The sequence below is a fragment of the Klebsiella sp. CN_Kp066 genome (genome assembly GCF_040065135.1).
GTDB lineage: Bacteria > Pseudomonadota > Gammaproteobacteria > Enterobacterales > Enterobacteriaceae > Klebsiella > Klebsiella oxytoca.
The window spans coordinates 1-21,085 of sequence record NZ_JBEAIU010000039.1 but is presented as its reverse complement, the minus strand read 5'-3'; the positions used below and the strand labels follow the sequence as shown (position 1 = coordinate 21,085).

20 protein-coding genes and 1 pseudogene are annotated in these 21,085 nt (G+C 50.3%); 10 read left to right on the top strand and 11 right to left on the bottom strand.

What is annotated here, in order from left to right:
• Nucleotides 1-32: 32 nt before the first annotated feature.
• The 6 genes from ABLV75_RS15260 (at nucleotide 33) to ABLV75_RS15235 (ending at nucleotide 4,753) form a co-directional block, all read left to right on the top strand.
• A complete protein-coding gene (locus ABLV75_RS15260; protein ID WP_004104480.1) occupies nucleotides 33-653 on the top strand; it encodes a YfgM family protein in 621 nt (206 codons plus the stop codon).
• A gap of 10 nt (nucleotides 654-663) precedes the next feature.
• Nucleotides 664-1,842, top strand: a complete 1,179-nt coding sequence (bamB, locus tag ABLV75_RS15255; RefSeq protein ID WP_004104478.1) for an outer membrane protein assembly factor BamB — start codon at nucleotides 664-666, stop codon at nucleotides 1,840-1,842.
• Between the two features lie 114 nt (nucleotides 1,843-1,956).
• Nucleotides 1,957-3,435, top strand: a complete 1,479-nt coding sequence (gene der, locus ABLV75_RS15250) for a ribosome biogenesis GTPase Der (RefSeq protein ID WP_348855014.1) — start codon at nucleotides 1,957-1,959, stop codon at nucleotides 3,433-3,435.
• 156 nt (nucleotides 3,436-3,591) lie between these two features.
• Nucleotides 3,592-3,969, top strand: coding sequence for a TonB family protein (locus ABLV75_RS15245; RefSeq protein ID WP_004104475.1), 378 nt, complete (start codon nucleotides 3,592-3,594; stop codon nucleotides 3,967-3,969).
• Between the two features lie 57 nt (nucleotides 3,970-4,026).
• Nucleotides 4,027-4,419, top strand: a complete 393-nt coding sequence (locus ABLV75_RS15240) for a cell envelope integrity TolA C-terminal domain-containing protein (RefSeq protein WP_004104474.1) — start codon at nucleotides 4,027-4,029, stop codon at nucleotides 4,417-4,419.
• Between the two features lie 118 nt (nucleotides 4,420-4,537).
• Nucleotides 4,538-4,753, top strand: a complete 216-nt coding sequence (locus ABLV75_RS15235) for a zinc ribbon domain-containing protein (protein ID WP_004104473.1) — start codon at nucleotides 4,538-4,540, stop codon at nucleotides 4,751-4,753.
• Here the strand turns inward: ABLV75_RS15235 and ABLV75_RS15230 are convergent.
• The 3 genes from ABLV75_RS15230 to xseA all read right to left on the bottom strand — a co-directional run bounded on the left by ABLV75_RS15230 (nucleotide 4,750) and on the right by xseA (nucleotide 7,574).
• Nucleotides 4,750-5,094 (bottom strand): protealysin inhibitor emfourin, encoded by a 345-nt coding sequence (locus ABLV75_RS15230; RefSeq protein WP_004104472.1) that lies wholly within the window; start codon nucleotides 5,092-5,094, stop codon nucleotides 4,750-4,752. The genes ABLV75_RS15235 and ABLV75_RS15230 overlap by 4 nt on opposite strands.
• Nucleotides 5,091-6,119: a M4 family metallopeptidase gene (locus ABLV75_RS15225; RefSeq protein WP_004104471.1), complete on the bottom strand. Its 1,029-nt coding sequence runs from the start codon at nucleotides 6,117-6,119 to the stop codon at nucleotides 5,091-5,093. The genes ABLV75_RS15230 and ABLV75_RS15225 overlap by 4 nt, the downstream gene beginning before the upstream one ends.
• An 81-nt stretch (nucleotides 6,120-6,200) precedes the next feature.
• Nucleotides 6,201-7,574: an exodeoxyribonuclease VII large subunit gene (gene xseA, locus ABLV75_RS15220; RefSeq protein ID WP_004104470.1), complete on the bottom strand. Its 1,374-nt coding sequence runs from the start codon at nucleotides 7,572-7,574 to the stop codon at nucleotides 6,201-6,203.
• Between the two features lie 158 nt (nucleotides 7,575-7,732).
• Here xseA and guaB point away from each other — a divergent pair, with 158 nt between their 5' ends.
• Together guaB and guaA are read left to right on the top strand one after the other, a co-directional pair.
• Complete coding sequence (guaB, locus tag ABLV75_RS15215; RefSeq protein ID WP_014230355.1) at nucleotides 7,733-9,199, top strand: IMP dehydrogenase; 1,467 nt, start codon at nucleotides 7,733-7,735, stop codon at nucleotides 9,197-9,199.
• Nucleotides 9,200-9,267: 68 nt separating this feature from the next.
• Nucleotides 9,268-10,845, top strand: coding sequence for a glutamine-hydrolyzing GMP synthase (guaA, locus tag ABLV75_RS15210; RefSeq protein WP_004104468.1), 1,578 nt, complete (start codon nucleotides 9,268-9,270; stop codon nucleotides 10,843-10,845).
• Between the two features lie 164 nt (nucleotides 10,846-11,009).
• Here guaA and ABLV75_RS15205 read toward each other — a convergent pair whose 3' ends face one another.
• The 7 genes from ABLV75_RS15205 to ABLV75_RS15175 form a co-directional block, all read right to left on the bottom strand.
• Nucleotides 11,010-11,714 (bottom strand): fimbria/pilus periplasmic chaperone, encoded by a 705-nt coding sequence (locus tag ABLV75_RS15205; RefSeq protein ID WP_004104466.1) that lies wholly within the window; start codon nucleotides 11,712-11,714, stop codon nucleotides 11,010-11,012.
• 173 nt (nucleotides 11,715-11,887) lie between these two features.
• A complete protein-coding gene (locus ABLV75_RS15200; protein ID WP_077270096.1) occupies nucleotides 11,888-13,060 on the bottom strand; it encodes a fimbrial protein in 1,173 nt (390 codons plus the stop codon).
• A 21-nt stretch (nucleotides 13,061-13,081) separates the two neighbouring features.
• The gene (locus tag ABLV75_RS15195) at nucleotides 13,082-13,780 is read right to left on the bottom strand and encodes a LuxR C-terminal-related transcriptional regulator (RefSeq protein ID WP_023321422.1); all 699 of its coding nucleotides are present in this window, start codon (nucleotides 13,778-13,780) and stop codon (nucleotides 13,082-13,084) included.
• Nucleotides 13,781-13,893: 113 nt separating this feature from the next.
• On the bottom strand, nucleotides 13,894-16,428 hold the full coding sequence (locus ABLV75_RS15190) for a fimbria/pilus outer membrane usher protein (RefSeq protein WP_023321421.1): 2,535 nt from the start codon (nucleotides 16,426-16,428) through the stop codon (nucleotides 13,894-13,896).
• A gap of 46 nt (nucleotides 16,429-16,474) precedes the next feature.
• Complete coding sequence (locus tag ABLV75_RS15185; protein ID WP_004104459.1) at nucleotides 16,475-17,206, bottom strand: fimbria/pilus periplasmic chaperone; 732 nt, start codon at nucleotides 17,204-17,206, stop codon at nucleotides 16,475-16,477.
• Between the two features lie 47 nt (nucleotides 17,207-17,253).
• Nucleotides 17,254-17,814, bottom strand: a complete 561-nt coding sequence (locus ABLV75_RS15180) for a fimbrial protein (RefSeq protein ID WP_004104458.1) — start codon at nucleotides 17,812-17,814, stop codon at nucleotides 17,254-17,256.
• Between the two features lie 173 nt (nucleotides 17,815-17,987).
• Nucleotides 17,988-18,431 (bottom strand): hypothetical protein, encoded by a 444-nt coding sequence (locus ABLV75_RS15175; protein ID WP_004104457.1) that lies wholly within the window; start codon nucleotides 18,429-18,431, stop codon nucleotides 17,988-17,990.
• A gap of 519 nt (nucleotides 18,432-18,950) precedes the next feature.
• Between ABLV75_RS15175 and ABLV75_RS15170 the strand changes: the two genes are divergently transcribed.
• Together ABLV75_RS15170 and ABLV75_RS15165 are read left to right on the top strand one after the other, a co-directional pair.
• A complete protein-coding gene (locus ABLV75_RS15170; RefSeq protein WP_049128512.1) occupies nucleotides 18,951-19,736 on the top strand; it encodes a winged helix-turn-helix domain-containing protein in 786 nt (261 codons plus the stop codon).
• Nucleotides 19,720-20,199 carry a hypothetical protein gene (locus ABLV75_RS15165; RefSeq protein WP_023321419.1) on the top strand — a complete coding sequence of 160 codons (480 nt, stop codon included), beginning with the start codon at nucleotides 19,720-19,722 and terminating at the stop codon, nucleotides 20,197-20,199. The genes ABLV75_RS15170 and ABLV75_RS15165 overlap by 17 nt, the downstream gene beginning before the upstream one ends.
• A 201-nt stretch (nucleotides 20,200-20,400) precedes the next feature.
• Here ABLV75_RS15165 and ABLV75_RS15160 read toward each other — a convergent pair.
• Nucleotides 20,401-21,085, bottom strand: a pseudogene (locus ABLV75_RS15160) (cell envelope biogenesis protein TolA); the annotation flags it as partial.

Below are 21,085 nucleotides of genomic sequence, written 5' to 3'. Positions count from 1 at the left end.
TCCCGGGAAACATTAGTCAGGAGAAGGACTGCGTGGAACTTTACAATAACGAAAACGATCAGGTCGACGCGCTGAAGCGCTTCTTTGCTGAAAATGGCAAAGCGCTGGCCGTTGGGGTGATTTTGGGCGTTGGCGCGCTGGTTGGCTGGCGCTACTGGACCTCCCATCAGTTGGATACCGCCAGAGGCTCGTCTCTGGCTTATGAAAATGCGATTTCCGCGCTTAAAGCGGATAAACCAGAGGCGCTGAACGCGGCGCAGAAATTTGCCGCCGACAGCAAAAACACCTATGGTGCGTTTGCTTCTCTTGAGCTGGCGCAGCAGTTTGTTGAGAAAAACGATCTGCAGAACGCTGAAAAGCAGCTTCAGCAGGGGCTTGCCGCTGCTTCTGATGATAACCTGAAATCGGTTATCAATATGCGTCTTGCTCGCGTACAGCTACAGCTTAAGCAGCCTGATGCCGCGCTGAAAACCCTGGATGCTGTGAAAGGCGAAGGCTGGACCGCGATTGTCGCCGACCTGCGCGGCGAGATCCTGCTGAGCAAAGGCGATAAGCAAGGGGCGAAAGCGGCCTGGGAAGCGGGCGCGAAAAGCGATGCTTCGCCGGCGCTCAGCGAAATGATGCGTATGAAAATAAATAATTTGTCCATCTGAGAGGGACTCGATGCAATTGCGTAAATTACTTTTGCCAGGGCTGCTTTCCGTTACCTTATTGAGCGGTTGTTCGCTGTTTAACAGCGAAGAAGATGTGGTGAAAATGTCGCCACTGCCGACGGTGGAAAACCAGTTTACGCCGTCCACGTCCTGGAGCACCTCCGTTGGCGGCGGTATTGGCGAATTCTACTCTAACCTGCACCCGGCTTTTGCTGATGGCGTTGTGTATGCCGCCGATCGTAAAGGCACCGTTAAAGCCCTGAATTCAGGCGACGGCAAAGAGGTGTGGTCGGTTAACCTGGCCGAGAAAGATGGCTGGTTCTCCCGCGCGCCTGCGCTGCTCTCCGGCGGCGTGACCGTCTCTGGCGGCCATGTGTATATCGGTAGCGAAAAAGCGAAAGTTTACGCGCTGAATACCAGCGACGGCACCGTCGCATGGGAAGCGAGCGTAGCGGGTGAAGCGATTTCCCGTCCGGTCGTCAGTGACGGTATGGTGTTGATTCACACCACTAACGGTCAGCTGCAGGCGCTGAACGAAGCTGACGGCGCGGTGAAATGGACCGTTAACCTGGATATGCCAGCGCTCTCTCTGCGCGGCGAATCCGCTCCGGCTACCGCATACGGCGCAGCGATTGTGGGCGGCGATAACGGTCGCGTCAGCGCGGTGCTGATGCAGCAGGGGCAGATGATTTGGCAGCAACGTATCTCTACCGCCACCGGTCCGACGGAAATCGACCGTCTTAACGACGTCGATACGACACCGGTTATCGTGAACGGTGTGATTTATGCGCTGGCCTATAACGGCAACCTGACGGCTTTGGATCTGCGTAGCGGCCAGATTATGTGGAAACGCGAGCTGGGTTCAGTGAATGATTTCATCGTCGACGGCAACCGTATTTACCTGGTTGATCAAAACGACCGTCTGCTGGCGCTCACCACCGACGGCGGCGTGACGCTGTGGACGCAAAGCGATCTACTGCACCGTCTGCTGACGGCGCCTGTGCTGTATAATGGCAACCTGGTTGTTGGCGATAGCGAAGGCTATATGCACTGGGTCAACCCGGAAGATGGTCACTTTGTGGCTCAGCAGAAGGTAGACAGCTCAGGCTTCCTGACCGATCCAGTTGTTGCTGACGGCAAACTGCTGATTCAGGCGAAAGACGGTACGCTGTACGCGATTACGCGTTAACAACAGCGGTAGTCTATTTTTGAGAAACGGCCCCTGGCAGACAGGGGCCGTTTTGGCTTTTTTAAAAACGCCGTGAAAATGGCGTTGTATCGATTTTAGTATGAGGCATTTAACATGATACCTGTGGTCGCGCTTGTCGGGCGCCCTAACGTTGGAAAATCCACGCTTTTTAACCGCTTAACGCGCACTCGCGATGCGTTGGTCGCGGATTTCCCGGGGCTGACTCGTGACCGTAAGTACGGTCGTGCTGAAGTGGAAGGCCGCGAATTTATCTGTATCGATACCGGCGGGATCGACGGTACCGAAGATGGCGTAGAAACGCGGATGGCGGAACAGTCGCTGCTGGCGATTGAAGAAGCGGACGTGGTGCTGTTTATGGTCGATGCGCGGGCGGGCCTGATGCCGGCGGACTCGGCAATCGCTAAACACCTGCGCTCCCGCGAAAAGCCGACCTTCCTGGTGGCAAACAAAACTGACGGCATCGATGCCGATCAGGCGATCGCCGATTTTTGGTCGCTGGGGTTAGGCGAGATTTATCCTATCGCCGCTTCACACGGTCGCGGTGTCACCAGTCTGCTGGAGCACGTCCTGCTGCCGTGGGTTGATGAGGTGAACCCGCCGGAAGAAGTGGACGAAGACGCGGCATACTGGGCACAGTTTGAAGCCGAGCAGAACGGCGAAGCAGTTGAAGAGCCGGAAGAAGATTTTAACCCACAGGATCTGCCGATTAAGCTGGCGATAGTGGGTCGCCCGAACGTGGGTAAGTCAACGCTCACCAACCGTATCCTGGGCGAAGACCGCGTAGTGGTCTACGACATGCCCGGAACGACCCGCGACAGCATCTACATCCCGATGCAGCGCGACGAGCGTGAATACGTGCTGATTGACACCGCCGGCGTGCGCAAACGCGGTAAGATCACCGATGTCGTCGAGAAATTCTCGGTGATTAAAACCCTGCAGGCGATCGAAGACGCCAACTTGGTGCTGCTGGTGATTAATGCGCGGGAGGGGATTTCCGATCAGGATCTCTCTCTGCTGGGCTTTATCCTCAACAGCGGTCGCTCGCTGGTGATTGTCGTTAACAAATGGGACGGCCTGAGCCAGGAAGTTAAAGAGCAGGTGAAAGAGACTCTGGACTACCGTCTGGGCTTTATCGACTTTGCTCGCGTGCACTTTATCTCCGCGCTGCACGGTAGCGGCGTAGGCAACCTGTTTGAATCCGTGCGCGAAGCGTACGACAGCGCAACCCGTCGCGTGGGTACCGCTATGCTGACCCGCATCATGACCATGGCTGCCGAAGACCATCAGCCGCCGCTTGTGCGCGGTCGTCGCGTGAAGCTGAAATATGCCCACGCCGGGGGTTATAACCCGCCGATCGTGGTTATTCACGGTAATCAGGTTAAAGATCTGCCGGATTCGTATAAGCGCTACCTGATGAACTACTTCCGTAAATCACTGGAAGTGATGGGCACGCCAATTCGCATTCAGTTTAAGGAAGGGGAAAACCCGTTTGCCAACAAACGTAATACTCTGACGCCTAACCAGATGCGTAAGCGTAAGCGCTTGATTAAACACATCAAGAAAAGCAAATAAGCTATCCGTCAGCATTAAAAATATAAAGCCCGCATCCGTCGGGCTTTTTTATTATCGGCCACCGATCATGCGCAGAATAATAAACTCGCTTGAGGCTGCGTTATAAATGTGAGAAAAACCAGGGAGGATAAATATTTTTGTGACAATGAGGTCAGAATGAAAAGCTTCTTAACTCTCCTGATGCTGTTTCTTTTTCCCATAGCCTGTACCGCTGAATCACAACCTGTTGAACCGCGCGTTAAGCCTGCTTATCCCGCGAAAGCCGCAAAAAAAGGGATACCGGGTCAGGTTAAAGCGCAATTTGACGTTGACGAGAATGGGCGGGTGACTAACGTTCAGTTATTAAGCTCCGATCCCTCCGGAATGTTTGATAATGAAGTCAGGGCCGCAATGGGAAAATGGCGATACGTTAAAGGGAAGCCTTCCAGCAATAACATCATTACCATTCATTTCACGCCGGGGCCGTGTTCCGTTGAGGTGCCAGCGCCAAATCAGCCCGGCAGTATTCGAAGCGGTGGCGTCCCTTTTCGCTAAGATGAATGCACGTGAAATAACGAAGGGACAATCGAAATAAACGCCGGGAACAGGGATATGAAAAAAACAATCGTGATGTTCGCTTTGGTCATATTAACCAGCAGCTGTACGCCGTTTCATCCTGCTGACTGTCATAAAACCTCAGCGCTTGGGAGCTGTAGCTCTGGACGATTCAGCGATGATGATGAATATGGCAGGCAGGCGAGATCGATAAAAGAGTCTATTGATTCCCGATTATCCAATCGCTACGGCTGGACGGGGAAAAAATGCACGATCCATGTGAGTTTCAGCTATGAGGGGAAACTGAATAGCATCACAACGAGTGAAGGTAATAAAAAATATTGCGCTGCGCTGATTGATGCCGCTAAACGGGCCACCTTCCCGCCGTTCACCGATAAGCAGGTGTACGACGCTTTTGCTCAGTCCCGGTTCAGTATGCAGGGTGAGTAAAATAAACGCGGCGATCCGCCTGGGAGCGAATAGTCTGCTGGAGTTCAGTGGCTGGCAGCAGCCACAGATTGTGCAACCGTGATAAAATAAAGCCACATACCCGTCGTCAGGAGTCACCATGGAATTTGATTGCCCCGTGTGCCATGCGCAGCTTGCTGTGCAGGGCAATAGCGCCCACTGCGCGCATTGCGCGAAAGAGTATGTTGTTGAAGCCCGCTGCCCGGACTGCCACAAGCCGCTGGAAGTATTAAAAGCCTGCGGCGCGGTAGATTATTTTTGTCAGAATGGCCACGGGCTGATTTCAAAAAAACGCGTCGAGTTTGTGCCGGTTTAATTTTTATCGCTGACGCAGCTTTCGCCGTCGCGCCAGAGTTCAACCAGTGATTCTGGCGCACGCTCCTCCGGGATGAGAATAATCAGGCTGTGGTAGTGCTGCTCGCTGACGATCTGAATGCGAAAAAAACGCTGGTCGCCGCTGCCCGGCGAGTCGGGCTGCCCCGGCGGCTTGCCCAGCGGTAGCGATTGTTGAAGAATTGAAGCGATCCGCTGCTTCTGTTGCTCGTTGAGCTTCGCAACCACAATCTTACGCATTCCACTGAGCGCCGGGATCCAGGCGACGCCCCCCTCGCGAGCCAGCTCAATAATCGCATCATCGCTAAGATCGGCAAGATTCATAGCACCACTCCGACGCGCCCCCAGGCTTGAGTAATGGCATCAGCGATCTCTTTGCCAAAACGTTTTTCGCCATGGCGAACCGTGAGCCTGGCAAAGGTTGAAAAATCAGCGTCTTTTGCCAGAGAGTTATCACACACCGCGTCATACCAGGCGTGGCCCGCTTTTTGCCACGCAAAACCGCCGATCGCGCGGGCGGCGAGATAAAAGGCGTGATTAGGAATGCCGGAATTGATATGTACGCCGCCGTTATCCTGCTGGGTATGCACAAAATCTTTCATGTGAGCGGGCTGCGGATCTTTGCCAAGGATGGGGTCATCGTAAGCGGAGCCGGGCTGAGACATAGAGCGCAGACCTTTGCCGTGAATGCCTTTCGCGAGCAGTCCCTCACCTATTAGCCAGTCCGCCTTGTCCGCCGTTTGCTGGCGCTGATATTGTTTGACCAGCGAGCCAAAGACGTCCGAGAGTGATTCGTTAAGCGCGCCAGATTGTTCGAAGTAGATAAGACCGGCTTCGCTCTCCGTCACGCCATGGCTTAGCTCGTGCGCGACGACGTCAATGGCGATAGTAAAGCGATTAAAAATCTCGCCATCACCGTCGCCAAATACCATTTGCTGGCCGTTCCAGAACGCATTTTGATATTCGTGGCCATAGTGGACGCTGCCGGTGAGCTTTAGCCCGCGGTTATCCAGAGAATCGCGCTGGTAGCTCTTCCAGAAAAACTCATGGGTGATGCCGAGATAGTCATAGGCTTCATCAACGGCCACATCACCGTTGGAGGGCTGCCCCTCAAAACGGACCTGCGTTCCCGGTAGTTCCTGGGTTTGCCCGGCATCGTAAATGTCGCGCTCAAGCTGGCCCGGCGTGGTGACATGGGGCGCAGCGGGGCGTCCGGGAACATGCGCCATCAGGGACTGAACATGGCTGAGGGTATTCTGCGCGCAGCGCTGCTGCTGAAGCGAGCCATGGTCGACAATGCGGCGTAAAATATAGGGTGGAATCACATAACGAGGATAAGCAACAGGCATATCACGCTCCTTAGCCGGATATAACCGTTTAAAAAGGGCATGAGAGCAGTATAGTTATCCCCGGTTGAAAAGGCAGAATAATCAGGCTTTTTTACGGGAGCGCGTTTTCTTCGCCGGCGTGATGTTTTTCACTTCGCTCTCCACCCAGCCATCGTTCAGGCGGGTAGTGAGAAGGTCTCCCTCGCGTACCTGTTTGGTCTGCTTCAGCACTTTGCCGTCGCTGGCGGAAGTCACGCTATAGCCGCGGGCGAGCGTCGCCAGCGGGCTGACGGCCTCCAGATGCGTGACCATATTGCCGAAGCGCTCGCGCTGCTCGCCGAGGCGGCTGCGGATATTTTCCGCCAGGCGATATTCCAGCTGTTGAATACGGCTCTGGGCACGGTGAATACGCGGCTGCGGATTTTGCTGATTCAGACGCTGCGTAGCGCGCTGCTGGCGCTGATCGGCGCGCTTCATCTGCGTCTCAAGAGCGAAACGCATGCGCTGACGCAACCTTTCCAGCTCCGTTTGCTGGCGAGCAAGGCGCAGCTGAGGATGCTGCTGCTGCAGGCGGTGAAATATCTGGGTAAAGCGACGATGGCGGTTGGCAAGGAAGTAGTCCATCGCCATCTCAAGACGCTGCTGTCCTGACTGGAGCTGGCGCAGCAGCTCCAGCTGGTTACGGCTGACCATTTCTGCCGCCGCGGAAGGCGTTGGCGCGCGCAGGTCGGCGACGAAATCGGCAATAGTGACGTCAGTTTCATGGCCCACGGCGCTGACGATGGCAATCGGACTGGTAAATATCGCCCGCGCCACCCGCTCGTCGTTAAAACTCCATAAATCTTCCAGCGAACCGCCGCCGCGTCCGACGATAAGTACGTCGCATTCGCGGCGCGCGTTGGCCAGTTCAATCGCGCGAACAATCTGCCCCGGTGCGTCTTCGCCCTGAACGGCGGTCGGATAAATAATCACCGGCAGGGAAGGGTCGCGACGCTTGAGCACCTGTAAAATATCATGCAGCGCGGCGCCGGTTTTAGAGGTAATGACGCCTACGCAGTGCGCAGGGGAGGGAAGCGCTTTTTTATGCTGCTGATCGAACAAGCCTTCCGCCGCCAGGGCGGCCTTCAGCTGTTCATACTTCTGCTGAAGCAGTCCTTCGCCCGCAGGCTGCATGCTCTCCACGATAATCTGATAATCGCCGCGCGGCTCGTAAAGGGTAATGTTGGCGCGAACCAGCACCTGCTGCCCGTGCTGCGGACGGAAGGTCACCCGGCGGTTGCTGTTGCGAAACATTGCGCAGCGCACCTGGGCGTTATCGTCTTTTAAGGTAAAGTACCAGTGACCGGAAGAGGGCTGGCTGAAATTGGAAATCTCGCCGCTGATCCATACCTGGCCCATTTCACGTTCCAGCAGCAGCCGGACCGACTGATTGAGGCGGCTAACCGTGTAAATTGAGGGGGATTGAGATGGCAACATGTGAGCAAGATCAAATTCTAAATCAGCAGGTTATTCAGTCGATAGTAACCTGCTGAGAGGGGATCGCAAGTATTATTTGCAAAAAAGGGTAGATGCAATCGGTTACGCTCTGTATAATGCCACGGCAATATTTATCCACCCTGGTCGAGATATTGCCCATGCTACGTATCGCTAAAGAAGCTCTGACGTTTGACGACGTCCTCCTCGTTCCCGCTCATTCAACCGTTCTGCCAAACACCGCCGATCTCAGCACCCAGCTGACGAAAACCATTCGCCTGAATATTCCTATGCTCTCCGCAGCAATGGATACCGTGACGGAAGCGCGTCTGGCGATTGCCCTGGCACAGGAAGGCGGCATCGGTTTTATTCATAAAAACATGTCTATCGAGCGTCAGGCGGAAGAAGTTAAGCGCGTGAAGAAGCATGAGTCCGGCGTGGTTACCGACCCGCAGACCGTTCTGCCGACTACGACTCTGCGCGAAGTTAAAGAGCTGACTGAACGTAACGGTTTTGCTGGCTATCCGGTTGTGACCGAAGACAATGAGCTGGTCGGCATCATTACCGGCCGCGATGTGCGTTTCGTCACCGACCTGAACCAGCCGGTTAGCGTATATATGACGCCGAAAGAGCGTCTGGTTACCGTTCGCGAAGGTGAAAGCCGCGAAGTGGTCTTTGCCAAAATGCATGAAAAACGCGTTGAGAAAGCCCTGGTTGTGGATGACAGCTTCCATCTTCTCGGCATGATCACCGTTAAAGATTTCCAGAAAGCGGAACGTAAACCGAACGCCTGTAAAGATGAGCAGGGTCGCCTGCGCGTTGGCGCAGCGGTTGGCGCGGGCGCGGGTAACGAAGAGCGCGTTGATGCGCTGGTTGCCGCGGGCGTCGATATTCTGCTGATCGACTCTTCTCACGGTCACTCTGAGGGCGTATTGCAGCGTATTCGCGATACCCGCGCAAAATATCCTGACCTGCAAATCATCGGCGGCAACGTGGCGACCGGCGCGGGCGCACGTGCGCTGGCGGAAGCCGGCTGCAGCGCGGTGAAAGTGGGTATCGGTCCTGGCTCCATCTGTACGACGCGTATCGTGACCGGCGTGGGCGTTCCGCAGATCACCGCCGTTTCTGACGCGGTTGAAGCGCTGGAAGGCACCGGTATTCCGGTTATCGCTGACGGCGGTATTCGTTTCTCCGGCGATATCGCGAAAGCGATTGCCGCAGGCGCAGCCGCCGTCATGGTCGGTTCGATGCTGGCGGGTACCGAAGAGTCTCCGGGCGAAATCGAACTCTACCAGGGGCGTTCTTACAAATCTTACCGTGGTATGGGTTCCCTTGGCGCGATGTCTAAAGGCTCCTCCGATCGCTACTTCCAGACCGATAACGCCGCCGACAAACTGGTACCGGAAGGTATCGAAGGTCGCGTCGCCTATAAAGGCCGTCTGAAAGAGATTATTCACCAGCAGATGGGCGGACTGCGCTCCTGTATGGGCCTGACCGGTTGTGGTACCATCGACACCCTGCGGACCAAAGCGGAATTCGTGCGCATCAGCGGCGCGGGTATTCAGGAGAGTCACGTTCACGACGTGACCATTACCAAGGAATCCCCGAACTACCGCATGGGCTCCTGATTTTCATCGCCCGGCCACGCGCCGGGCGATTTATTTAACCTGTATCACTTGCCTCGGAATTATCGTCAATGACGGATAACATTCATAAACATCGTATTCTTATCCTGGACTTCGGTTCTCAGTACACCCAGCTGGTTGCGCGTCGCGTTCGTGAATTGGGTGTCTACTGCGAACTGTGGGCATGGGACGTGACTGAAGCTCAAATTCGTGAGTTCAATCCTAACGGCATCATTCTTTCCGGCGGCCCGGAAAGCACTACCGAAGATAACAGCCCGCGCGCGCCGCAGTATGTCTTCGAAGCTGGCGTGCCGGTCTTTGGCATCTGCTACGGTATGCAGACCATGGCGATGCAGCTGGGCGGCCACGTTGAAGCCTCTAATGAGCGTGAATTTGGCTACGCGCAGGTTGAAGTTCAGACCGATAGCGCGCTGATCCACGGCATTGAAGATGCGCTGAGCGCGGACGGCAACGCTATGCTGGACGTCTGGATGAGCCACGGCGACAAAGTCACCGCCATCCCGTCTGACTTCGTTACCGTTGCCAGCACCGAAACCTGCCCGTTCGCCATTATGGCCAACGAAGAGAAGCGCTTCTACGGCGTGCAGTTCCACCCGGAAGTGACCCACACCCGTCAGGGCCTGCGCATGCTGGAGCGTTTTGTACGCGAGATTTGCCAGTGTGAAGCGCTGTGGACCCCGGCCAAAATTATCGACGACGCCATCGAACGTATTCGTCAGCAAGTGGGCGACGATAAAGTCATTCTCGGCCTCTCCGGCGGCGTGGACTCGTCTGTTACCGCAATGCTGCTGCATCGCGCTATCGGCAAAAACCTGACCTGCGTCTTCGTGGATAACGGTCTGCTGCGTCTTAATGAAGCTCAGCAGGTTATGGATATGTTCGGCGATCGTTTCGGTCTGAACATCGTTCACGTCGAAGGCGAGGCGCGTTTCCTGGCTGCGCTGGCGGGCGAAAACGATCCGGAAGCGAAGCGTAAAATCATCGGCCGCGTGTTTGTTGAAGTGTTTGACGAAGAAGCGCTGAAGCTGGAAGACGTGAAATGGCTGGCTCAGGGGACTATCTACCCTGACGTGATCGAGTCTGCGGCTTCCGCAACCGGCAAAGCGCACGTTATCAAATCTCACCACAACGTGGGCGGCCTGCCGAAAGAGATGAAGATGGGCCTCGTTGAACCGCTGCGCGAGCTGTTCAAAGATGAAGTGCGTAAGATTGGCCTCGAGCTGGGCCTGCCGTACGACATGCTGTACCGTCACCCGTTCCCGGGACCGGGTCTGGGCGTGCGCGTGCTGGGCGAAGTGAAGAAAGAGTACTGTGACCTGCTGCGTCGCGCGGATGCCATCTTCATTGAAGAGCTGCACAAAGCTGACCTGTACAACAAAGTGAGCCAGGCGTTCACCGTATTCCTGCCGGTGCGTTCCGTCGGCGTAATGGGCGATGGCCGTAAGTACGACTGGGTGGTCTCCCTGCGCGCAGTTGAAACCATCGACTTTATGACCGCTCACTGGGCGCACCTGCCGTACGATTTCCTCGGCCGCGTGTCCAACCGCATCATCAATGAAGTTAACGGTATCTCCCGCGTGGTGTATGACATCAGCGGTAAGCCGCCGGCTACCATTGAGTGGGAATAAGCTGATTTAGCACATTGATTTAATTCAATAAAAATAATGCCATTAATGATTTCTTACCTCATTAATGGCATTTTTTATGGAGTGTGAAAAGGTATGGGCTAGCGCTACAAGGTGATAAGCGTACGTTTTCGCCGATGGTTTGTGAACGATAACGGATTTCAATATTAGGGGATGATCTGCTGCGCAAAGGAATTAATCGCTCCCTCATCACTAATATAAGATGGATAAATCGTCGCGAGGTGCTTCTTCATGGGGAAAACGCTCTTTCCTCCCGGTGCAATCATCCCTCCGTTGGCAACCACTGTTTTCCCTTCTTTATCCTCGGTGATATTCGCCAGGGAGACAAAGTACGGGGTAGGATTTGAACCTTCAATTCCACCATTGACCTTTTTCCAGATGATTGACTTTCCTGCCTGATTGGCGCTGCCGGCTAATCCCTGCGGGCGGTAAAAAATTTTAATTCTTGAACGAACCGCCATTTTTAGCTGGTTTTTATTGTCTTTTTTCGTCGCCGGAATTTCCAGCACGTTTAGCCAGAATAAGGATTCTTTATCACCGGGCAGCTTTTCTCCCGTATATATCATGCGCAGCGTCTGGCCTTTACCGCCGTTGATGCGGTTAATAGGAGGAGTAATCGTAAAGGGCGCTTTGGCCGTCTCCGGCGTGGCATTAGGGTCCCCGGCGTCAATCCAGACCTGTGCGAGAGCCGGCTTATCTCCAACATTATCAATTTTTACCGTTACTTCACGCTCTTTTTCCGGATAGACGAAGCGGGTTCCGGTGATGACAATATCGGCTAAAGCAGAACTTATCCCGCAAAAAGCGAAAATGATTATCATGATATGACTGTAAATTATTTTTCGAGGCATAATATATTTCTCCCTTATAAACTATAGCGTGCAGACCAATGCTAAATCGTAAGGTTATCCTTCATTGTTACGCTTTATCGTGCCTCAGTTTTAATGGGTAAAATTTAAAAAAGAAATTTTACCCACCATATTAAAAAAGAGACGAATATGACTTTACTTTCCTGAAACCACCGTCACAAATAGGTAATAGTAAAAATGACGGAACCATTAGCTGGCCCTGCCGTGACGTTGGTATCAGACTGAACATAGCGAGCTTTTAGCGGGATGGTATAGGTGGCGTTATCTTGTTGTGTAAGATTGGTCAGGTTAAAGCCGCCGGAACCATCCAGCGGTATGCTGCCGGATATATTTCTTTGTGATAATTCAATGCCGACCCCGGTGGCTGCATTGGCTCCAGAATCCAGTTTGGCCAGTGAAGGGTTGCCTTCAATGACGCCGTTAGCGCTTTTAAAGGTAATAGAGACAACGTTTTCGGCATTGGAACCGGTAAGTTTGTCCGTTTTTTCAGTATAGGTGTAATTGCCATAACCATAGAATGGTGGGCATCCCTGCAGTACGATATCAAAATCCTTCCACTCGGTAACCGTTCCCGGGCTGGTAAAATCACCAACCGCATGGTTGTCAAGATTCACATCAATATTGGACGTTGCCAGCTGACAGGTTTTGGTGTGGATCATTGTTGAACCCACGAAATTCAAATTGACAAAAACATTGTTTACAATGAAAGGGGAGTTTGAACCAGAGGTAATCTGAAATGTTGGAAAGGATGAACCATCAACCTGCTGAGTACCTCCTGCAATAGGACCGGTCTTGATAAGTTCTACGGTTACTTTCCAAAATTGGCCCAGACCTTGGGTAAGAGTGCCATAGCTTATACTTTGACTTCTCTCCCAAAGGTGAGGGAAGGAAGTATAATCTACCTCTATCCCGGAAAGATAAAAAATAGCCCCAATACCGGAAACGTTGGTTGGGAATATATCTTTACCACCTGACTTCACTGCCGGCCCCGACGGCGTGGATATAACCTCAGTTTTTGTATATGTGTTCATTGTGTATGGCGCGGATGCAATATCTTCAAGCTCAACGGTACATGCGAATGATGTAGTTCTGCTGGCACTTCGATAGTCCTGGCGATATAAAATTTTACCTACCGGAACGTCTTCACCGGCGGTGGATATTCCGAGACCAACAACGGGGATTGAAATGTTATCGGTATATAACTCTGTGAATTCACAATGAAGAGCCTGGGCCTGAGATGTGAATATGCAGGCCAGACCGAGGCTCAGGTATTTTACCGGCCGGAATTGTGTTTTAAAAAAACGAACGACAGTTAATAACACTTTCATTTAAACCCTCACAAATTACCATCAGTGCATATCATGTTCAACCGGATTCGGGAGAAACGGTAAACGTCCATTGTTAACCAGAGAGGCGTTATCGCCGGTGGCTTGAGTGCTTTCCCTGAAAGTGTAATACTCAACGAATTCACAAAACTTCAGCATCATATGCAAATCTTTTTTATTCGTTAATCTCATCTTCTTCATTAAATTGGTTCTCGACTGATATACCGTTTTTTTGCTTTTACCCAGTGCGAGAAAAATTTCATCCATGCCGTATCCCGAAATTAAAAAAAAGAACAGCTCCTTTTCGGAAAAGCTCAGAGAGGACAGCGGGTTACTCCTTGTTAACGAGTGCTTTTTCTGCCCGACGCTGTTGATAATATGCAGCAGCGCTTTCTTTATTTTACTGACCGAGCCGCACAGCGGCAGGAAGGGGACCCGGCCAAACTTCATATCGGTTAAGGAAATGAAAACGTAATAATCTGCCCTGATAATTTCTTTGTAAATTTTATACCAGGCACCTCTTAGGTGATAAATGTATTCGGTATCGATAAGTGCCACTCTGAAATGTTCAGGCTTGTTAATAAAAGCAGGGTGATACCCTGAGCGCACCTTCTTATCGCCCGCCGTACATTCCACTATTAACGACTCGAGGGCCTTTTTCAGGTATACATTCTGGGTCAGAACGTTGACTTCGGTGGTCTGTGTAAGGTGATTGATAATCATAATGTCATCCCTGTCGGAAATTAAACGGCCGTACCGCCATGCGCGAATGAACAAGGAACCCAACGCCGTGACAATCAGGTCTGGCAGCGTGGTGCTGGTTTTTCATTTCTTTTTTATTTGCACGTTTCGGTCAACTTTCTGAACCCTGATGGTTTCTCATCGTTGACCCGATAGGTTATCCGGCACTGTTCATTATCCTTGCTGCCCCACTTCACGGTCAGCTGGCCGGCGGCGGCTTCGGTCAGCGCATATATTTGTCCCATCTGCCCAACGTTGCCGACGTTGGCTCCGGATGCATCAAATACTTCCGCGCCGAAAGGTAAGGGCTCGCCTTGCAAATTTTTTGCACTGATAAGCAGCGGGATCCCTTTGCGGGTATTGAAAACAACCTTGCTGACTGCGCCCCAGTGAGGTGCGACCTTCTCGGTGGTATTGCTCAGCTCGACTTCCTGTGACAGCCCTTTCGGGTCAATACTGACCTCGTTCATTTCATACGGTGTCAGGTACGGAATAGCCGCGTGTCCAAAGCGGTCAATTTTCAGCCCCGGATAGCCGCCGACTTTGGCGCCTTTCGCATCCTTCGCCTCGACCACGGCAAAGGTGTCTCCCGTATAAGGCGTGGCCACCACGCCGTTCTGCCAGGCAATCACCGTCCCGCTGGCGGCCAGGCTGGTGTTCTGGTAATGCTTGCCGGCGCCATAGCTGGCCGTCAGATGGCTGTAAGGCGTGCGCCATCCGCCGCTCGCGGTCATGCTGCTGCCGGTGCCCTGGTTATAGTTCGCCGCCGTCATCCCGTAGTTATACTGGTTATCCTCCCCGTAGGTGCCGGAAAGGCCCAGCTGTTCACCCATGCGACCGTTGCCGCTTTTGTTCAGGCTGGCGGTGAGCATCGGCACATGCTTCTTATCGTATCCACCCAGCGGGGTGGAAATGTTCAGCAGAAAGTTGTTTTCCATTTTTCCGCTGTAGTTTCTGACGCGTCCTGCGCTGAGGTTATAGTTAACCCGGCCGAAGTTATTGCTGTAGCCCATTTGATACTGAATGTCAGACTTACCGTTGTTCCAGTAATCCTGGGTGTACCCGGTGACATACAGCTGTCCCCATCCCGGGCCAAGCCCCTGGTTCATCGTAATATTCAGGCGATTTTTGGGACGCCATATTCCGGAGGCCAGACCGCCGCGTTTTTCTTCATCAATGGCGCGCATTGCGGTCTGGAAGTCGTAATATCCGGACGTGGAGAATCGGTACGCTGCGATAGTCAGGTTACTGTCCGTATCCGGTAAATACTTGCTGTAGCTTACCTGGTAGCTCTGGCCGCTATTCGCAGTCTCGTCTGTAGTTTTCAGGTGTACGCGCGCCTGGGTGACATCGACAGAAAAAGCGCCGATAGCCGTGCTAATAGCCATACCTAGCTGCACCGCATAGTAGGCGGCGCCGCTGCCCTGGATCCCGGTGTATCCGGTCAGGATATTCGACAGGCCGCGCTGATAGGTCGCCTGATACAGCGTTGGGTTAAAGGAAAGGCTGGGATCGTTCAGTCGTCCTGCCACCACATCATAGCGGTGCGCGCCCGGGCGCAGAAGCTGGGTCACCGACGCGTAAGGCACCTGGAAGCTCTGCACGCTGCCGTCGGCTTCCGTGACCTTCACGTCAAGATTGCCGCCGTAACCGGTGGGATACAAATCCTCAATCACGAAAGCTCCGGGCGGTACCGTGGTTTCATAAATGATGCGATCGTTCTGCCGTACGGTTACCCTGGCATTGGTACGCGCGATACCGCGGATATCAGGCGCATAGCCGCGGCGGGACTGCGGCAGCATCCTGTCGTCGCTGACCAGCTCAACGCCCCGGAAAGGGAGGGTATCAAAGAGCTGCCCCCCGGTGGAGGTTTCGCCAAGCAGCACCCGGCCGAGGATGGATGAGATATCTTTTTGTACGTAATTATTGATGGACTGATACTGGCCGCCGTTGCTTTGCTGCCAGCTGTAGTTACCATCATGGCGGAAATACCAGCCACCAATATTCAGTCCGCCGTTGAGGCCAATATAGGAGGATGTGTAATCCCTTCCGTGTGAGCGGGTGGTGTAAGTGCTGGCGTTATAGCCCAGTAGGGCCGCAGGAATACCGGTATCCCATAATGCCGGGCTGACATAACCGCGAGCCGTGTTACGCAACAGGGCCTGTGGGATTTCGACATCCAGCCGCTGCGTGGAGGAGTCATAGATGATGCTGACCCCGGGTAATAATTCTTCAAGGTTATAGCACGCACGGTTCTCCCGCAGAGCGGTGGTAAAAGAGGCCGGGACCTTATCGAAATTCAGATTGAGATTTTTAATCAGGCCGGCAGTGATACACGGGCGCACTTTTTTATCCGCCTGCTCGGCAAATAAAACCGGGCTCTGAGTGACTGATTCACCGTTAACGAAAATATCCGTTGACCATGTTCCGGGCGTGGCGGAGCCGCCATTTTCAAAGCGCGATAAATCGATTTTTTCTTCACCCGAGGTATTCAGGAAAATGGGGTCAAAAGTAAGATTGTCTTCATTCGCGGGAGACGATGAAAGCGATGTTGCAACGACCTGCCGCGGGGTCATAATTGCAGCCATGACAGCGATGGCAATCAATGAATATCCAAACTGAAGACGCATGACTTTATTTCCTCATGGCTGAAGCGGTAAAAAATATAAAAAGGGCTTATAAGGTGTATTCGACTTTTCTGAGTGCGCCCCAGTCATTCACATATTCATAAATCAGTAATGAACCTGCACCGGCGTTTACGGATTTCGGCAAATTAAAGGTATAGCTGCCCATTGGAGGAACCATTTCGCCTTCAACCGAGCCATTTTTGCCGGCGTTTTTCAGCGAAACGGACACCAGCGAAATAAAATAGGGTGAGGAATTAGAGGCAATCAGTTTTCCCCCGGATACGGTCCACTTAATTTTTTCAGCCGCTTCGGTGACTTTTGCTCTGTCAGTGAGGCCCGCCGGGCGATAAAACAGTTTTATTCGGGTACGAAAAGCCACCTGCAGTTTATTTAAACTGTCGTCTTTTTTGGATGCCGGCACCTCAAGAAGATTCAGCCAGTAAACGGACTCCTTGTTTTGCGGCAGGGCCGGTGAGCCGGTATAGCTGATTCTGAGAGTCTGACTTTTATCGGCATTAATACGGTTGATCGGCGGCGTCAGAGTAAAGGGCGTACGGATGCGATCCGGCCTGGCATTCATATCACCCTCATCAATCCAGCTTTGTACCAGAACCGGAAGCGTGCCGGTATTCGTCAGTCTGACAGACACTTCCTTTTCATTTCCGTTGTAGATCACGCGCGTCCCGTTAACGATAACGCTGGCCAGGGATGACCATGACGTTACCGCCGCAGCGAGGCAGGCTACCGTTGAGAGTGTTCGGATGAGAGATGAAGGTCTCATTGGGGGCTCCTTGTGACAGGGGGAGAGTCTCCCCCTGATATTCCTGATTACTTGTACTGCAGGTTATAAATGACGCTGCTGGTGACGGTACCTGGCGTGGTCTGGGCATTCGCGAAATATTCGACAGCGTATGGCAGCAGAGCGGTACCGTCGGTATTGATATCGACATAAGCCATGCCATCAACCTGATCGGTGTTACCGATGTTAATCGGCGCATAGCTGTTGGAGGCGTCGAGCAGACGCAGATCAACGTTAGTGGCGCTACCGCCAACGTTTTTCAAACGACCGGTGCTGAGGTCAACGGTGTTACCCGGCTGGAAGAAAGCGGCTACTTTGGAGTGGCCGCCTTCGGTACCGATAACGCAGTCAGAGATATTCATATTGAAAGAGGTCCGTCCGGTGGTGTCGCCGCTGGCAGTCAGCTGGTTTACGCCGACGGTCGGCAGGATGACGGTTGCGTCGGAGCCCTGGCCATTGATATCCACTTCGCAGGTTGTGTCGGTCAGTTCACCGTTAAAAGTAATGGTCCCCGTGGAAGCAGCCTGGGCGGAAAATGCTGCGAGAGCGAAAACAGCAAAGATTGAGGTACTAACAACTGACTTTTTCATAAAATTATCCTTAATTGATTACTTTTGGTTTTACATGATTTCGACGAAATACATCGCCACAGCATCATGAGTACTGTGTCTCTCTCGGAGAGGAATTTAGAAAAAATAGCTTTATCAAGGTTGTGTAAACACAACTTTAAAAGATAATTCGCCGCTGTTTAACTTACATATATCTATATGTTCTGGTCATGTTTTTCTGGCTTAGCAGTCTCAAACATCTCAAAGTGAGAGTTGTTGAGGGCGTAACATAACAACATTCCAATTCTCACATTGGAAATTAAAAAACCATTGTTATTTACTCTGTAGATAATAAAGCGGCTGAAACCACACTTTGCCAAAGTTTTTTTTAGCGAGTTAATGGCCTGCCACAGCCGCTGCTTGTTACACTTGAGGCCATAATTCTCAAAAACATCCCGCATTATTTTTTCATCTTCAATCATTCTTTCGTTTGAATGATTTAAGATATAAGAAAGCAGTCGCGCCATTGTTGGCCGCAGACGAATGCTGATGCCTGTCAATGTATTTACTAATAAGGCAGGTGATATCCTGAACTCTAGATTATCCCCAATGCAATATCCATAAAGGTGATGATCTAATTTTCTTGGGTTTTGCGTCATTGAAAATGATCTCCTTTTACCTTTGCCTTATCCGTGTTGTGGCATTCTATATGTTAAAAATGATTAATCAATCAGACATATATGTGATGATTAATGGCTGCTTACTGATTAATGTTTGGTTTTAAAATCTGGTTTTTTCTTCTTTATTGGTGTTTTTGTCTTTTTCGGGCGTTCCTCATCATTAATATCACCCATATTTAGATACTAAGTAGTTAACACTCTGCGTAAGATATTTTTATATTACGTTTTCGGTATGAATCAATTATAAGGAGCCGTTTGATAAATTTAAGATTTTTCATTTGAGGAACTTATTCATAAATAAAAAAAATGTGTTATGAAAGTGAAAATAACTTATGATTGATTAAAAATGATTAAAATCAAGTGGTTGATAAAAATTGTGAAGGTATTGGTTTTGTCTTATATAATCTAATTGAAGGTTTTTTGTATGTTTCCTAATGGTTGTTACTTAATATGTAACTTTATTGTTGTTGGTTTGGATTTGAGGTGTTGATATTTTGTATGCAGAATATTTATGTACTAAATGATTCAGTTATATTTTGGCCAGAACAGAATCTTTTGTCGTGCGTGTCTGATAGTAGTAAAAAAGTGCAATTGACAGGCCCCTCAGCTCGCTGCCTGGAGTTATTGATTTCCAGAAAAGCTCTGGTGCTACAAAATGATTTCTATGAGTATGCCTGGCAAGGAAGTGGATTTATCCCGTCTCCTAATACTTTGTATCAGAGCATATCTGTCATTCGTCGGGCATTCAGAGAGATATGTGAAAATGAGACTGATTATATTCTAACCGAAACCAGGAAAGGTTTTCGACTAAACCCAACGGTAACCGTGTTGGCTAAAATGCAGGATTATAACGAGGATGACAGTGAAAAAAATGAGAATGGGACAGACGCACCAGAACAAACTGTCGAACCCGTGATTTATCAAAACAGAAAGCTAACTCACTTTACAACAATGGCTTTTATACTAATCATCATGATGATGTCAGGCACATTAACTTTTGAAATATATGGTACACAAACCAGAGGCTACAAATTCTTTGAAAACTACAGTGGCCCAGTTTTTATGCCCGGGAGTACGTGTAAGTTTTTTCTATCCCCGAAAAATGGCAAAGACCGATTGTCTATTTTGAACCTGTCATTTTTGAAATGTCAGCATCAATATTTCGTTTATGTAACTATACTTCCCTATTCGCCTGATATCTCAGTTATTTCGTGCGATAGAGCTATTGATTTGAGACCAAAAAAATGTGAAGTCATGGATTTGAGAGATGAAAATGTATTTTAAAAATAGCAGAATTATAATCTTAGTTACTGTTTTGATATCAATTATTATTCCGGTGATGGTGTTTTTTTATGTCAACTACAAAAGCACTCATTTTCGATGTGATGCTACATATTCGGCGAGGAAATCTGGTAAGCTTCTGGTTTCTAAAAGCAGCCTTGTCATTAATGGCAGGCACGGTACTATAATGATGGATGGGCGTATTACTGATGGCAATGCAAATGTGTATTTTTTTAAACTGAGAAATTATCTTGAAATTGAAAGAAATAACTTTTCCTATAACTTTACCTCACAAAAAGTGTCAATTTTACCGGAAAGCTTAAATCATTCGAAAGTGCTGAGTGATTTTCTTGCTGATGTATTAATTAAAGAAGGTGTAAGTACCTTTTTTTACCTTTATCCTTTAAATGATAATTATGTTATTACAAGTGGTAATATGCCGATATTTTTTTGTATAAAGCACTGATGTGGTCGATAGTAGAAATGATCGCTAAGTGTTATTAGTTCATCTGATGTGATAATTAATTATGGCAGAGAATGGAGGTTGATAAAAACGGCTGGCAGAGGACATGGATATGCCACCGCAGCCGCTTGTGATATAAGAAAACAGGAAATATACATACCAATAAGCACGATGCTTTTACTGATGATTTCCTGTATATATTTTCTACTTTAACATAAAGGTTATCGATACCAGACTTTCCGGTGACACGCCATCAGGTACGTTTTTATATAAGATATCTGCCTTGCCATACAGCGTCATTGCACCACCTTTACCACCCTCTGAAACGACTTTTCTAAGCAACGGATCACGGATTTGATTAAAATTAACATTAGTATTCATGGTGTTAAGTATAGGCTTGCCGTTCAGGTTTTTCTCCAGCATATCGAATGTTACTATCTCATTCTCACTGTATTTTTTCGATGTCGATTTATCGGTAACTAAAAATGAACCATTTGCAAGTACTTCATATTTCTTCTTGTTAATTAATTTAAGGATCTTTTTAGCATAGTCGCTATTAATGCTTTGCACGATTCGATCAATTTTGACCACATTTTCCATTATCTCTGATTTATTTATTTTGAGTGATTTATTGAAAGCATCATTCATACCGTCAATCATCAATGAAGGCGCGAGTTTAATGTTGTTTTTAGTGATTTTTTCAAATTCAGCGTTAATTTTATCATAATAAAAAACACCCAAGGAATATGAGTTTTTGCCTTCGGGGGTTTTTAATAAATTGGTTTTTAAAATAGCTGACTGCTGCGAACTTTTTTCCAGGCTGGCCAGCTTATTAGCGGCCTCGGCAAGCTGTTTACGTGTAGCCTCAGATTCGTTGAGCAGGCGGGCA

Excerpts from the sequence above, each read along its gene's own strand:
- bamB (WP_004104478.1), top strand. The coding sequence starts at position 664 with ATGCAATTGCGTAAATTACTTTTGCCAGGGCTGCTTTCCGTTACCTTA.
- der (WP_348855014.1), top strand. The coding sequence starts at position 1,957 with ATGATACCTGTGGTCGCGCTTGTCGGGCGCCCTAACGTTGGAAAATCC.
- ABLV75_RS15245 (WP_004104475.1), top strand. The coding sequence starts at position 3,592 with ATGAAAAGCTTCTTAACTCTCCTGATGCTGTTTCTTTTTCCCATAGCC.
- ABLV75_RS15240 (WP_004104474.1), top strand. The coding sequence starts at position 4,027 with ATGAAAAAAACAATCGTGATGTTCGCTTTGGTCATATTAACCAGCAGC.
- ABLV75_RS15235 (WP_004104473.1), top strand. The coding sequence starts at position 4,538 with ATGGAATTTGATTGCCCCGTGTGCCATGCGCAGCTTGCTGTGCAGGGC.
- ABLV75_RS15230 (WP_004104472.1), bottom strand. The coding sequence starts at position 5,094 with ATGAATCTTGCCGATCTTAGCGATGATGCGATTATTGAGCTGGCTCGC.
- ABLV75_RS15225 (WP_004104471.1), bottom strand. The coding sequence starts at position 6,119 with ATGCCTGTTGCTTATCCTCGTTATGTGATTCCACCCTATATTTTACGC.
- xseA (WP_004104470.1), bottom strand. The coding sequence starts at position 7,574 with ATGTTGCCATCTCAATCCCCCTCAATTTACACGGTTAGCCGCCTCAAT.
- guaB (WP_014230355.1), top strand. The coding sequence starts at position 7,733 with ATGCTACGTATCGCTAAAGAAGCTCTGACGTTTGACGACGTCCTCCTC.
- guaA (WP_004104468.1), top strand. The coding sequence starts at position 9,268 with ATGACGGATAACATTCATAAACATCGTATTCTTATCCTGGACTTCGGT.
- ABLV75_RS15205 (WP_004104466.1), bottom strand. The coding sequence starts at position 11,714 with ATGCCTCGAAAAATAATTTACAGTCATATCATGATAATCATTTTCGCT.
- ABLV75_RS15200 (WP_077270096.1), bottom strand. The coding sequence starts at position 13,060 with ATGAAAGTGTTATTAACTGTCGTTCGTTTTTTTAAAACACAATTCCGG.
- ABLV75_RS15195 (WP_023321422.1), bottom strand. The coding sequence starts at position 13,780 with ATGATTATCAATCACCTTACACAGACCACCGAAGTCAACGTTCTGACC.
- ABLV75_RS15190 (WP_023321421.1), bottom strand. The coding sequence starts at position 16,428 with ATGCGTCTTCAGTTTGGATATTCATTGATTGCCATCGCTGTCATGGCT.
- ABLV75_RS15185 (WP_004104459.1), bottom strand. The coding sequence starts at position 17,206 with ATGAGACCTTCATCTCTCATCCGAACACTCTCAACGGTAGCCTGCCTC.
- ABLV75_RS15180 (WP_004104458.1), bottom strand. The coding sequence starts at position 17,814 with ATGAAAAAGTCAGTTGTTAGTACCTCAATCTTTGCTGTTTTCGCTCTC.
- ABLV75_RS15175 (WP_004104457.1), bottom strand. The coding sequence starts at position 18,431 with ATGACGCAAAACCCAAGAAAATTAGATCATCACCTTTATGGATATTGC.
- ABLV75_RS15170 (WP_049128512.1), top strand. The coding sequence starts at position 18,951 with ATGCAGAATATTTATGTACTAAATGATTCAGTTATATTTTGGCCAGAA.
- ABLV75_RS15165 (WP_023321419.1), top strand. The coding sequence starts at position 19,720 with ATGAAAATGTATTTTAAAAATAGCAGAATTATAATCTTAGTTACTGTT.